General features: G+C 70.0%; 4 protein-coding genes and 1 pseudogene. 2 read left to right on the top strand and 3 right to left on the bottom strand.

The annotated features are described in order from the left end of the window. The 3 genes and pseudogenes from N912_RS66375 to N912_RS59820 all read right to left on the bottom strand — a co-directional run. On the bottom strand, window positions 1-4913 hold a 4913-nt coding region (locus tag N912_RS66375; protein WP_156994482.1), incomplete at its 3' end, for a condensation domain-containing protein. A 272-nt stretch (window positions 4914-5185) separates the two neighbouring features. Next, window positions 5186-7060 (bottom strand): annotated as a pseudogene (locus N912_RS63155) (non-ribosomal peptide synthetase); the annotation flags it as partial. Between the two features lie 17 nt (window positions 7061-7077). Next, on the bottom strand, window positions 7078-8415 hold the full coding sequence (locus tag N912_RS59820) for a macrolide family glycosyltransferase (RefSeq protein WP_169748096.1): 1338 nt from the start codon (window positions 8413-8415) through the stop codon (window positions 7078-7080). Window positions 8416-10558: 2143 nt separating this feature from the next. On the opposite strand from N912_RS59820, the gene N912_RS0148485 reads away from it, so the two are divergent. Together N912_RS0148485 and N912_RS59815 are read left to right on the top strand one after the other, a co-directional pair. After that, window positions 10559-11017 (top strand): effector-associated constant component EACC1, encoded by a 459-nt coding sequence (locus tag N912_RS0148485; RefSeq protein WP_051581839.1) that lies wholly within the window; start codon window positions 10559-10561, stop codon window positions 11015-11017. Between the two features lie 3 nt (window positions 11018-11020). Beyond that, window positions 11021-14566, top strand: a 3546-nt coding sequence (locus N912_RS59815) for a caspase, EACC1-associated type (RefSeq protein WP_084212148.1), incomplete at its 3' end; no start/stop codon positions are given.

The raw sequence follows: 14566 nt of genomic DNA, 5'->3' as shown, positions 1-14566 counted from the left end.
AACAGCCCTTGGGGGTGGAACAGGCTGTGGAAGAGGTTGGTCAGGCTGGCGTGCTCGACTACGACGCCTTTGGGTGTTCCGGTGGATCCGGAGGTGTAGATCATGTAGGCGGGGTGGTTGGGGGTCAGCGGGGCGTGCCGTTCGGCGTCGTGTAGTGGCTCGGCGTGGTGGCGGCGCCAGGCCGCGGTCTGGGCCGGGTTGTCGAGGAGCAGTTGGTGGACGTCCGCGGCCGGTGGCAGCGTGGACGTGTGGGCGGTGGCGGTGATCAGCAGCGCCGGGGCGCAGTCCGTGATGAGGTGGTTGAGCCGCTCGGCGGGGTAGCTCGGGTCGAGCGGGACGTAGATCCCGCCCGCCTTCATGATCGCCAGCAGGGCGGTGACCAGCTCGATCGAGGCCGGCAGTGCCACCGCGACGGGGACGTCCGGGCCGACCCCGTGGGTGATCAGGTGCCGGGCCAGGCGGTTGGAGTCCGCCTCCAGCCGTGCGTAGGTCACCGGGCCGGCCGGGGTCACCAGCGCGACCGCGTCCGGAATCCAGGCGGCCCGCGCCGTGAACAGTTCCGGCAGCGTGCCCGGCGGCACGTCGATCGCGGTTCCCTCGCTCCGCGTCGGCGAGGACTCCCGGTCCCTCCCGGCGGCATGGAGCGGGTCCAGCCGGCCCACGGGCAGGGACGGTTCGGCGGCAACCGTCTCCAAGATCCGCACCAGGCCCGCCGCCCATGCCTCGGCGGTACTGCGCGAGCACAGGCTCGCCTGGTACTCCAGCCGCAGGTGGAGCTGGGAACCGGGATAGACGCACAGCGTCAGCGGATAGTGGGTCGCGTCGCTGCCCTCGAGGCCGCGCAGCGGCAGGGCGCCGGTCGATGCTGGCTCAGCGGCGTTGGAGGGGGCGGCCCGTCCGGGGTAGTTCTCGAAGACCACCAGGGTGTCGAACAGTTCCCCGGAACCCAGTCCGGTCAGCTGACCGAGCTCGGTCAGGCCTAGGTGCTGGTGGGGCAGGAGCTCGGCCTGCTGGTCCTGGATCGCGGCCATCAGGTCCTGCGCCGGGGTGCCGGGGGTGAGCTGGACGCGGACCGGCAGGGTGTTGATGAACAGCCCCACCATCGACTCCACTCCCGCGAGCTCCGCCGGCCGGGCCGAGACGGTGATGCCGAAAACCACGTCGTTCCGGCCGGTCAGCCGGCTCAGCAAGACCGCCCAGGCGGCCTGGACCAGGGTGTTGATCGTCAGCCCCCGGCCGCGGGCCCAAGCGGCCAGCGCCTCGGTGGTCCGTGCCGACAGCTCCAGCGTGAGCTGCTGGGGAAGGGCCGCGGTGCGCGCAGCGCCCCCTGGGGCGATGAGGGTGGGCTCCTCCAGCCCGGCCAGAACCTTGCCCCAGGCGTCCCGGGCCGCGCCGCGGTCCTGGCGGGCTAGCCAGGCGAGGTACTCGCGGAAGTGCGTTGCCGGTGGCAGCGTTGCGGGGTCCCCGCCCCGGGCGTAAAGCTCGCCCAGCTCGGCCAGGAGAACCGGCATCGACCAGCCGTCCATCACGATGTGGTGGCTGGTGAGCAGCAACATCCGGCGCTGCGCTCCAAGCTCCAGCAGGGTGCAGCGCAGCAGCGGCGGGTGGGCCGGGTCGAAGCGGCGGGCCTGGTCCTCGGCCAGCCAGTCGGCCACCGCCTCGGGCCGCGCGTCGGCGGGCAACCCGCTGAAGTTGACCTCGGCCCAGGGCAGCTCGGCCGTATGCACGACGAACTGGACGGGATCGCCGTCCCCGCGATAGCGGAACCCGGCCCGCAGCGCGGCGTGCCGGGCTACCAGAGCCTGCGCGGCCGCACGGAGCACGGCGGTGTCCACCGGCCCTTCCAGGTGCAGCCGCAGCTGAGTGATGTAGTGGTCTTCGCCGGATGGGTCGTAGGTGGCGTGGAAGAGTATTCCTTGTTGGAGCGGGGTGAGTGGTAGTACGTCGGTGATGGGTCCTGCTGTTTCGATCCTGTCGATTTCGGTTTGGTTGAGGGATATGAGGGGGAAGTCGGAGGGGGTGTGTCCACCCGCGCTTGGTTCTTGGGCGTGCGCGGCGAGTGTTTCTAGCGCCTGGAACCATTCTGTGGCGAGTTCGTCGATCTCGGCTTCGGTGAACAGGTCTCCGGCCCAGGTCCACTGCGCCTGCAGGCGTGGGCCGGAGGCGTCCTCGAAGGTGATCGCGTCGAGCATCAGGGCGTGGGGCAGCGGCATTCGGGCGTCGAAGCCCTCGCCGAGGGTCCCGCACGGCCCGAAGCCGGTCTCGCTGTGGTCGGTCGGTGCGGAATCTTGTAGTCGGTAGCGGCCCAGGTAGTTGAAGCCGATTTGTGGGGTGGTGGCCTGGCGTAGTTGTGGGCCGGTGTCCGGGTTGAGGTAGCGCAGTAGGCCGTAGCCGATGCCTTTGTCAGGAATGGCTCGCAGTTGCTCTTTGATGGTCTTCAGGGCGTGTCCGTCGGCCTTGGTGCCGTGTGGATCGAGGTGGACGGGGAAGGCGGTGGTGAACCAGCCGACGGTGCGGGACAGATCGACGTCGTCGACGATGTCTTCGCGGCCGTGGCCCTCAAGCTGGATCAGGACCGCGGAGCCGGTTCCTCGGCCGCGTTTGGTGCGCCAGGCGGCGACGGCGAGCGTGAAGCAGGTGAGAAGGGCGTCGTTCACCTCGGCGTGGAAGGCGGCGGGGACGGTGGTGAGCAGCTCGGTAGTGGTCCGAGGGGACAGCGTGCGGGTCAGCCGCCTGGCGGTCGCGGCCACGTCCTGCCGAGGGTTGAGCGGGCGGATGCCCAGCGTCGGGTCCGCCACAGTGCCGACCCGCCGCCAGAATTCCAGCTCCGCTGCCCGGCCCGGGCTCCGCGCCGCCGTGGTCAGCCGCCGCGCCCACTGACGGAACGACGTGCTCGCCGGCTCCGGTGTCGGGGTTCGTCCTTCGCTCAGGGACCGGAGTGTGGAGTCGAGCTCCGGCATGAGGATGCGCCAGGAGACGCCATCGACCGCGAGGTGGTGGATGAGGAGCAGGAGGCGGCCGGGCCTGTGGGCTCCGGTGTCGAACCAGAGGGCTTGCACCATGGCGCCGGTTTCGGGCTTGAGGCGTTGTTGGGCGGCGCCGGTGTGTCGGGCCACGGCGGTGCGCAGCCGGGCGTCGGTCAGCCCGCTCACCTCGACTCGGTGCAGCAGTTGCGTGGCCGAGACGGTCCCGGGCGCGGCGACTTGGAGAATCCAGTGGTGGTCGGTGTGGTGGAGCTGGGTACGGAGGGCGTCGTGGCGGTCGAGCAGGGATTGCAGGGCGGTGGTGAGTTGTGCGTGGGTGCAGTCGAGCGGCAGCTCGGTGTCCATGGATTGGTAGAAGCCGTCGATCGGCCCGTCCAGCTCGGCTAGCCAGTGCATGATCGGCGTCAACGGGACCACGCCGACGCCGGCGCCCGGCTCGTCGTGGCCACGTGTGGCCGCGCCGGCGGTGAACCGCGCGGCCATGGCCAACGCGGCCGGGTTCTTGCGCAGGAAGACGTCTCGAGGGGTGAACTCCCAACCGATGCGGCGGGCACGGGCGACCAGCTGGATGGCCACGATGGAGTCGCCGCCGAGCGCGAAGAAGTCGGCGTCGACGCCGACCCGGTCCAACCCCAGCAGCTCGCCGTAGAGCGCGCATATGGCCGCCTCGGCCTCGGTACGCGCAGCCCCCGTGCGGGCCGCGGCCGAGGCCTGCCGTTCCGACCGGGCATCGGCCACCAACCGTTCGCGTTCGGCGGGGGAGATCTCGGCCCGCCGGGCGAGCGGCAGGTCCGGATCGGCCGGGATCGTCTCCAGGGTCTGTACGAACCGGGCGGCGATGGCCTCGGCCTGTGCGCTGTCGAAGAGGTCCGGCCGGTAGTGCAGGTGCAGCCGCGGTCGCTCACCCGCGATGACGAGCAGCGAAAGCGGGTAGTGGGTGCTATCGCGTTCCTCGACGGTGCCGATGCGCAGCCCGTGCGCGGCACCGTTGCGTCGAGCGATCCGCTCGGCGGGGTAGTTCGCGAAGACCACCAGGGTGTCGAACAACTCCCCGCACCCGGCGAGCCGACCGAGCTCGGACAGGCCCAGGTGCTGGTGGGGCAGGAGCTCGGCCTGCCGGTCCTGCATCTCGACGAGCAGCTCCCTCAGCGAGGACTGGGGGGTGAGCCGGACGCGGACCGGCACGGTGTTGATGAACAGCCCCACCATCGACTCCACCCCGGCGAGCTCCGCGGGGCGGCCCGAGACGGTGGTGCCGAACACGACGTCGTCCCGGCCGGTCAGCCGGCCCAGCAGCAGCGCCCAGGCGCCCTGCACCACGGTGTTCAGCGTGATCCCGCTCCGGCGTGCCCATTCGGACAGGGCAGCCGAGACCGCCTCGGGGAGCTCGATCCGAATCCGCTCGGCCCGTTGCGGAGCCTGGGCCGGGTCGCCCGGGGCGACGAGGGTGGGCTCCTCCAGCCCGGTCAGAGCCTGGCGCCAGGCGTTCCGGGCCGCGTCGCGGTCCTGTCGGGCCAGCCAGGCCAGGTACTCGCGGAAGGGGGTGGTCGGAAGCAGCGTGTTGCAATGTCCGCCCGCCGCATACACCGCTTCCAGCTCCCGCGCGAGCACCGGAAGCGACCAGCCGTCCATCAGGATGTGGTGGCTGGTCAGGGCCAGGATGTGCCGCACGGGGGTCAGCCTGAGCAGGGTGCAGCGCAGCAGCGGCGGGCGGGCGAGGTCGATGCGCCGCGTCCGATCCAGAGCCAGCTGTGTCTCGATCGCGGTGTCCTGCTCGGCCGAGGGCAGCGCGCTCAGATCGGTCTCGGCCCAGGGCAGCTCGATCCGCCCGGGGATGACCTGGATGGGCGTACCGCTCTCCCGGTAGGGAAAGCAGGCGCCCAGGTTGGGGTGGCGGAGCAGCAGCGCGTCCATAGCGGTGCGCAGCACGGCCGCATCCAGCTGGCCGTCCAGGTGCAGGCAGGTCTGGACGGTGTAGGGTCCTCGCCGTCGGGGTCGTAGGCGGCGTGGAACAGCATCCCTTGCTGGAGCGGGGTGAGTGGAAGTACGTCGGCTATGGGGCCTGCTGTTTCGAGCTCGTTGATCTCGGCTTGGTCGAGGGACAGGAGGGGAAAGTCGGCGGGGGTGTGTCCACCTGCGTGTGGTTGACGGGCGTGCTCGGCCGGCGTGGAGGTAGCGGTGGTGGCGTTCGCGGCCAGCGCCGCCACGGTCCGGTGCCGGAAGACGTCCCTCGGGCTCAGCGCCAGACCGGCTTGGCGGGCCCGGGCGGCCAGCTGGAGAGCAACGATGGAGTCACCGCCGAGCGCGAAGAAGTCGGCGTCGACACCGACCCGGTCCGCGCTGAGCAGCTCTCGGAAGAGGCCGTACAGCACCCGCTCGGCCTCCCCGCGCGGGGCACGGGCCGGGGCGGCGGCGGTCGGGCCGGCGGCGGGTGTGGTCAAGGTCGGGGCGGGGAGGGCCTTCTTGTCCAGCTTGCCGTTGGCCGTCAGGGGCAATGCATCCAGTACCACGATCGCGGCCGGGACCATGTGGGCGGGCAACGTCGCGGCCAGCTCCGCGCGGATCCCGGCCGGATCCACTGTGCGCCGGGATTCGGCGTGCGGGACCACGTAGCCGACCAGCCGCTTATGCCCCGGTCGGTCCTCGCGGGCCAGGGCCGCCGCCTGCGCCACCCTCGGCAGGGCGGCCAGCGTCGCCTCCACCTCGCCCAGCTCGATCCGGAAGCCCCGGATCTTGACCTGGTCGTCATAGCGGCCCAGGAACTCCAGCTCGCCGTTGTCGGTCCAGCGCACTACGTCGCCGGTGCGGTACATCCGCTCCCCGGGAGTCCCGAAGGGGTTGGCCACGAAACGGGAGGCGGTCATCGCGAACCGGTCGTGGTAACCGCGGGCCAGGCCCGGACCGGCCAGGTAAAGCTCGCCCTCCGTGCCGACGGGCACCGGGCACAGCGCCGCGTCGAGGACGTGCGCCTGGGTGCCGGGGTTCGGGGCGCCGATGGTCGGGGTGCCCCGGCCGGGAAGGAGCGGGGCGCTCATGGTCGCGCAGACCGTACACTCGGTCGGTCCGTAGGCGTTGATCATGCGTCGGCCCGGGGCGAACGCATCTACCAGCCGTGCCGCACAGGCCTCACCGGCCACCGTGAGCACCAGCTCCGCCGGCAGGTCGGACGGCTCCATGGCGGCCAGCAGCGTCGGGGGGATCGTGGCGTGGGTCACGCCGTACCGTCGGAGCAACTCGGGCAGCTGCCCGGCGGCGCTGGCCCGCCCGGCCGGGGCCAGCACCAGGGTGGCTCCGGTGAGCAGGGCCGGGCCCAGCTCGGCGATGGCCGCGTCGAAGCTGGGCGAGGCCAGCTGCAGCAGCCGGCTGCCGGGGGTGACGGCGTAGCGCTCGGCCAGGGCCGCGACCAGGTCGCCGAGGCCACGGTGGGTGACGACGACGCCCTTGGGCTGCCCGGTGGAACCGGAGGTGTAGATGATGTAGGCCGGGTGCTGGAGCGTGAGGGGCGCGGTGCGCTCACCGTCGGCCGGCGCGGTGCCCGGAAAGGACCGCAGTTCGGCCTGCAGCCGCGCTGTATCGAGCAGGACTCGGGGGGCCGAGTGGGTGGCGCAGCGGGTCTGCGTGGGGGCCTCCGGCTCGATACTCCCGTCGGGCAGGTCGGGGTCGATGGTGCTGTGGGTCAGGATCAGGGACGGGGCGGAGTCCGCCAGCAGATACGCCACCCGCTGGGCCGGGTAGTCCGGGTCGATCGGGACGTAGGCGCCGCCCGCCTTGAAAACCGCGAGCAGGGCGATGACCTGGTCGGCTGAGCGTCGCAGGGCTACCGCGACCGGGACCTCCGGGCCTACGCCACGGGCGATCAGGTACCTGCCCAGTCGGTTGGCCCGCTCGTCGAGTTCCGCATAGCTCAAGGCGGTGTCCTCGACCACCAGTGCGCATTCCTCGGGGTGTCGCTCGACCTGCGCGGTGAACAACTCCGGGAAGGTACCCGCTGGGCCGGTCGGTTCCAGGCCGCTCGGCGCGGGGTCCGCTCGTGTCGTACCGGTATGCGCTGTGCTGGTGTTACTGGTGTGTCGCATCCTCGCTCTGTTGGACGTCACCGAACCCGCCGCCACTCGCCAGGGGCCGCCGGCGTGGTCTGTGGCTGGACTGCTCGCTCCATGCGCAGCCGATCCTCGATGGCGTCGGCAGCGGCGCGGGCGCCGCCGGCATCTCGGATGCACCGCTGCATCCAGGCGATGCGGGACTGGATCCCTGGATCGGTGGCGACGGACAGCACGGCGGTCCGCAGCGCTGTCTCGTCGGCCTGCTCCGGCGCCAGGCTCCGGCCCAACCCCAGTTCGACCAGGCGTTCGGCGTTGAACGGCTGCTCGGCGCCCTGGGGCACGGCAACCATCGGAACACCGAAGGCCAGCCCTTCCAGCGTGGAGCCCATCCCGGCGTGGGTGACGAAGACATCCGCCCTGGCCAGCACGTCCAGCTGTGGGACGTGCGGAAGCACCTCCACGTTGGCGGGGATCGGGCCCAGCTCCGTGCGGTCGACATACGGGCCGATCGACAGCACCACGTGCCAGGGCTCCAGGTCGCCGAAGGCCGCCAGGCAACCGCGGTAGAAGGCGGGCCGGTCGGTGAAGATCGAGCCAAGGGCGACCAGCAGCACCTTGCGGTCGGCCGCCGGCGGCTGCCAGTGCTCCTGCTCGCGCCGCTCGGGCAGGCAGGGGCCGACGAAGGTATAGCGGCCGAGGTCGGCGCCGGCCCCGTCGGAGTGGAACTCCCGGGGGATGGTGACTAGGGTCTGCTCCGCTTCGACCATGAAGCGCTCGAGCGGCTCGTCGATGCCGTGGCCGTCCAGGAAGGCGCGGAAGCGGGCACGGAACGCCGGCCACCGCGGATCATCGGGCAACTCGCGAGCGGCGTAGAGGGAGGCCGAGGCGTCAGCCGTCAGCCTGTCGTGGCGCGGGCACATCTCGATGGCGGGTAGCTCCAGGACACGTGCCAGTACCCGCCCGGCGTAGCTGTTGACGTCATAGAGCAGCAGCTCCGGACGCTCCTGACGGAGCCGCTCGGTCAGCCCGGCGAGCAGCGCGCGGGCGTCGTCGAGGAAGAGGGACAACGCGGCGGAAGCACCCTCCGGCCACTGCTCCTTCCGATCCGTCGCGGGCGCCGGCGAGGCGTAGACCAGGGGAGTGGCTCCGGCCGCGCCCACCTTGGGGGCAAACCCAGCGGTGGTTGCATAGGAGACGCGGTGCCCACGCCGCACGAGCTCGGTGACGATCGCTAGCGTCGGGTTGACGTGCCCTTGCAGCGGGAAGCCGACAACGACGATATGCGTCCGCTCTCCGTTGCTGACACCGAGTTCAACGGAGGGCGGTGTATAGACATCGCACCGGAGATCATGTGCTGGCGGGCCAACAACCCTCACGCGCGCTTCCACTACGCCTCCAAAGGCTCGTCGCGGATGAACCAGATCGAGACCACCTCATCCAAACCAGCATCACGAAGTTGGTCGACAACAACGCCAAGTAAAGACATCAGAATCACCAGACACTAGACGAGAGAGTGAACAAAACACTCGGTGAGGTCGCGAGGGGGAACTTTCATCGGTCGACGGTGACCGCACCCAGTCCGACCACCTCACGTAGGGCAAGTCAACGTCGGCACGGATCACTTCTGGACCCATTGCGCGCGCCGCACCCATCTTGGCGGAGATGTCATCGCGGTCACGTGGTTCCGCCAACAGTCGCCACATGATGGCGCTGTTCTGTTGAGCCGAAAACGGTTACCGGAGCCTATGGCCTACGAAAGCCGGCACCGTCAACGGCTTCGAACTCAACCCAGATGCTTGGACAAAGCTAGTCCCCCATGCTCATGCCTCGTTACGGATCGTGCCGGCCAACTGACGAGCGCAGCCTTTCAGGCGGCGCGACCGTCAGATAGAAGCGCGGGGAGTATAACGGTCCCGTTGGTCGGCAAGATGACCTCAGTCGCCGAGTGGGATGTTGATAATCGCGCCGACCTCTTCGATCGATGGTCGAACCCACACCACGGACCGGCGGGTAACCCAGGTGACTGCACTATGTTGACCCCTCAACGATTCCCCCGAACTGTGGCGCCCCCCTCGGGCCACGCCCACCATCATGACACCAAGTTTGAATGATCGGAAGACGTTTTCTCCATGATTGCGACGGAAATGAAAACAACCGCATTGATGAAATATAAGATATATGTCGCCTTGATGATGTCCAAGTCTCGATCTTTCGGGAGGGTCCGCTGATGCGCGACCATCTCTGCTGAGGTGGCGTGCAAGATCGCTCGGTGTGATCTTCGTTCAGCTCAGGCCGTCAGGACCTGGCTTGTTGTAGCTGGCCCGTTGCTCGGTCGGCGTGACTTCGGTGGCAGCCACGCGGATGCGTGACTGGCTGCCGGGAGAGGAGCCGACAAAGTCGGTGCGGCAGCGGATGTGCTTGTTGAGCCGTCCGATTGTTATCGTGTGATGCGGATGGTGTTGTTGAAGCGGGTTCTCAGAATGATCCGATGATCGAGGAATTTGTCGCCTCGACGGGTCGCGGTGGTGGGTGCCGAGAATCTGGGGCGGCACGCCGTTCCGGTGGCCATGTTCATCGAGAAGCCATCCGGGTCGCCGAGATCTACGTCGTACAGGGTGTAGTGGGCCGCTCTGGTCAAGTGCTTGGCTATCCAGTCACAACCACCTCGGAGGGCATCCGTCGGGGACGACGACACCATTGTCTTCACCAGCAGCGACGCCTCAGAGCCAGACTCGGTGGGCGGGCCACAGTCGAAATCGGCTTCATCGCCGGGTCCACCGAGCGGCTCGGGCCGGTGCGGCGCCGAAGCGTCCGAGATCCGGAGGCCACCAAGCCGCTGAAGCGACTGGTGATCACGACCTGCTCAGTTCTGGGCCGAAGCTGGCCATGGACCAGTTGCCTGAGGGATTCCGCTTCGGACGTCACCACGTTGAGACGATCTCGCCGCGCATTGCCCGAACGCGGCCGCACGTCGAAAGCTCGATCGCGTTGGAGAGCGTCAGCGAGCCGTGGTGCTTCAACGCCTCCAGCGGATTGGTCGAGCGCGGCTGCCACGGTTCCCTCTCGATCGCGGGTGCCGTCAGGAAACGCCAACTTCTGAACTACCCAAGTTGGAAGAGCGAAGAGCCTCCGCCGTGCATCGGATGGCCCGATCGGCCCGTGGGCGAGGAGCATTCGACAGCCACCTGGCCTAGAAGAACGATGAGATCATCGAGATCGGCGCCGCGAGATGGTACGGGCAGCCCTGGTCGTTACCCTCTGCCATCGCGTCGGGGGACGAAGGACTTCGGTCGGGCGGCTGCGGAGGTTCGTGCACCGCGGCCCAGCGGTCGCGTGGCGCCTGCTCCAGACAGATGGAGGCAGACGCCCGGCCGCCCCCGATCTCACCCCAGCGCCCGCTCAGACCGCGCGCCCTGCTGGGTCGCCCGCCCTGGTTGGACGCCCAGCCGAGTGCGTTCTGGGTTTTCCGGATGCGACGCTCGTGGCGGGAGTAATCTTTTGGGCCTTGACCTCGGTGCTTTGGGGGGGCCGGTGGCGGTGGTGCTGGTGGTCGTGGGCGAGGCTGTGTCGGCCGATGAGCTGCGGGGTCTGCGGGCGTGGCTGGTGGGGGAGGACGAGTTGCGGGGCCGGGTGCGGCTGCGCGAGCGTCCGCCACCGCAAGGGGTTCTGGGGCCGGTCGTGGATGCCGCTCTGGTTGAGGCGGTGACACCGCCGGTGGCGGGCGCGCTCGCGGCGGCGTTGGTGGCGTGGCTCCGCAGTCGGGTCAACCGGTTTCGGCTCGAAGTGCACACCGACCGGGGAGGGCGGATGGTGCTCGACGTCCGCCAGATCAAGGAACTCGACCCACGCGCGGTTGAGGAGCTGATCGACGGGCTAGCGGCGACGATCACGGGACAAGGTGACCAGCGAGCTGGCGAACCCGCGGGCGGCGATCCGCCGAATCCGGGTGAAAGGCCGAGCCTACCCGCGGACCCGGGTGCGGGCGGCTGATCGATGGCCGGCCTGGACGGCGCGGGTGTGCGGGCGGTGTTGGTCGGCACAGGCTCGCACGTCATAGATTCGCCGTTGCCGAATGTGGCGCAGGTCGAACCCACGGTTCGGGTGTTGGCGGATTGTCTGGTCGAGGCGTGTGGCGTGCGGCCGGAGAACCTGGCCACGCTGGTTGATCCCGACGACCCGGCGATGGTGCTGCGCGCGGTCAGCGACGCCTCGCGGTCGGCCACCGACGTGTTGCTGATCTACTACGTCGGTCACGGTGTGATCAATACGGCGGGCGTACTCCACCTGGCCACCCGCGCCACGGTCAATCTCGCGCACCTGCCGACCCTTCAGGCGGTGGCCTACCCCGACATCGTGGCGGAGCTGGCCAGCTGCCGCGCCCGAATGGTCGTCGTGGTGTTGGACTGCTGCTATTCGGCCCGCGCGGTGAACCCGGTGGCCAGCGGTGCTCTGCTGGCCTCGGCCGACCGTAACGAACTCGCCCTCGTCGTCGACGGCGAGCCCTATACCGCGTTCAGCGGTGAGCTGATCACGGCGTTGCGGGACGGGATCTCGACCGCCCCCGCGGGGCTGAGCCTCGAGCAGCTACACGATCACCTGTCCCGGACGATGAAAGCCAAGCGGCGGCCGCAACCGTGGCTCAACATCGGCAACCGCACCAGCAAGCTCGTCCTCGCACCCAACCGCGCCTACCAGCCAGACCTCACCGCCCGCCGCGACGGAGCGGAGCTGTCCGATGGTGCCTGCCCGTACCGGGGGCTCGACGCGTTCACCGCCGAGGACGCCGAGGTGTTCCACGGCCGTGGCGGACTGGTCGAGCAGGTGATGGTGTGGTTGGGGCAGCGGGCACGCACGGGTGGGATCACCGTGGTGACCGGCCCGTCCGGATCGGGCAAGTCGTCGCTGCTGGCGGCCGGGGTGCTACCCGCGATCAGGCACGGTGACCTGGCCATCCACCACTCGTCACACTGGCCCACGCTCCTGATCACGCCCGGTGAGGACCCGCTGTCCGCCCTCGCCATCGCGCTGAGCGAGCACACCCCCGGCACGGACGCGGCGGCGATCCGCGCCGAGCTGGGCGAGCATCCGGACCAGGCGCGGGCAGCGTTCACCCGCGCGGCCGGCACGGTCGGGCGGGTGGTGGTCGTGGTGGACCAGTTCGAGGAGCTGTTCGCCCCCACCGTCGCTCACACCGACCGGCGCGCCTTCCTCACCGCCCTGCACACCACCGGCCACCCCACCGCCGACCAGGAACCCGCCGCGCTGGTCATCCTCGGTCTGCGCTCAGACTTCCACGGTCCCTGCGCCCGCCACCCCGAGCTCGTCGCGGCGCTGCAGGACCATCAGGTGGTGGTCGGCCCGATGACCACCACCGAGCTGCGCGCCGCCATCACCGAACCCGCCCAGCACGCCGGACTCAGAGCCGAGTCCGGGCTGGTGGACCGGCTGCTCGCCGACACCGGCGCCGACCCCGACGACGACACCAACGCCGACTACGACCCCGGTGCGCTGCCCCTGCTGTCGTACGCACTGCTGGCCACCTGGCAGCACCGACACGGCAACCGGCTCACTCTCGACGGCTACCGCCAGACCGGCGGGGTCACCGGCGCCATCACCACCACCGCCGAAGACACCTACAACACTCTCGACGACGCCGAGCGCCGCGAAGCCGACATCCTGCTGCCCAGGATGGTCAATGTCGGCGAGGACACCCCCCACGACACCCGCCGCCCCCTGCCACGGTCCGAACCCGAAGACCCGATCACCACCCGGGTGCTGGAGGCGTTCGCCACCGCCCGGCTGATCACCCTGGACCGCGGCACCGCAAACCTCACCCACGAAGCCCTGATCCGAGCCTGGCCACGCCTCCACGACCTGATCAACACCGACCGCGCCGACCGGCAAGCTATCCAGAAACTCGAAACCGACGCCCACACCTGGGCCGACACCCACGACGACTCCCTGCTCTACCGAGGCCCCCGCCTCACCGCGATCAACCCCGACCGACCCGACCTCACTCCCACCGCGCGCCGATTCCTCACCAATTCACACCACAACGAACAACGCACCAGCAGAAATCGCCGCCGCCGGTTCGCCGCGGTGTCCGCGCTGGCCCTCGGGGCGATCGCGGCCGCCATCCTCGCCTACCTACAGCGAGACGCCGCCCAGCAATCACGCGATGATGCCATCGTCAACCAGATCCTCGCCGAAGCCGACCGGCTTCCCGACGTCTCTCTCGCCGCCCAGCTCTACCTCACCGCCCACGACCTGCGGCCGAACAACCCAGACGTCCGCACCGCCCTGACCGCGACATCCACCATGGCCCTGTCCACCCCCCTCGCCGGCAACACCGACAGCGTCTTCGCGGTGGCGTTCAGCCCGGACGGGCGCACCCTGGCCACCAGCGGTGACGACGGCACGGTGCGGCTGTGGAACACCAGCGATCCGAGCCGCCCCACCTTGCTCGGCCAACCCCTCGCCGGCCACACCGGCATCGTTCGGGGGGCGGCGTTTACCTCGGACGGGCGCACTTTGGCCACCGGCGGCGATGACGGCACGGTGCGGCTGTGGAACACCACCGATCCGTCCCACTCCACCTCCCTCGGCCAACCCCTCACCGGCCACACCGGCGCCGTCTCCTCCGTGGCGTTCAGCCCGGACGGCCACACCCTGGCCACCGCGCGCTTTGACGGCACGGTGCGGCTGTGGAACACCACCGATCCGGCCCACCCCACCTTGCTCGGCCAACCGCTCGCCGGCCACAGTGGCGCCGTCTACTCGGTGGCGTTCACCCTGGACGGGCGCACCCTGGCCACCGGCGGCTACGACGGCACGGTGCGGCTGTGGAACACCAGCGACCCGAGCCGCCCCACCTTGCTCGGCCAACCCCTCACCGGCAACACCGACAGCGTCTTCGCGGTGGCGTTCACCTCGGACGGGCGCACCTTGGCCACCGCCGCCGGGAACGGCACGGTGCGGCTGTGGAACACCACCGATCCGAGCCGCCCCACCTTGCTCGGTCAACCCCTCGCCGGCCACACCGGCATCGTTCGGGGGGCGGCGTTTACCTCGGACGGGCGCACTTTGGCCACCGGCGGCGACGACGGCACGGTGCGGCTGTGGAACACCACCGATCCGTCCCACTCCACCTTGCTCGGCCAACCCCTCACCGGCCACACCGGCGCCGTCTCCTCCGTGGCGTTCACCCCGGACGGCCACACCCTGGCCACCGCCGGCTCCGACCGCACCGTGCGGCTGTGGAACACGCCACCCGCTGTGCTCACGGGCCACGCCAGAAGTGTCCTCGCCGTGGCGTTCACCTCGGACGGGCGCACCCTGGCCACCGGCGGCTACGACGGCACGGTGCGGCTGTGGAACACCACCGATCCGACCCACCCCACCTCGCTCGGCCAACCCCTCACCGGCCACACCAACGCCGTCACCTCCGTGGCGTTCACCCCGGACGGCCACACCCTGGCCACCGCCGGCTCCGACCGCACCGTGCGGCTGTGGAACACCACCGATCCGACCCACCCCACC

Origin of the sequence: Actinospineispora acaciae DSM 45401 (genome assembly GCF_000620785.1) — a bacterium.
Classification (GTDB): domain Bacteria; phylum Actinomycetota; class Actinomycetes; order Mycobacteriales; family Pseudonocardiaceae; genus Pseudonocardia; species Pseudonocardia acaciae.
This window is presented reverse-complemented; position numbering and strand designations above follow the sequence as displayed.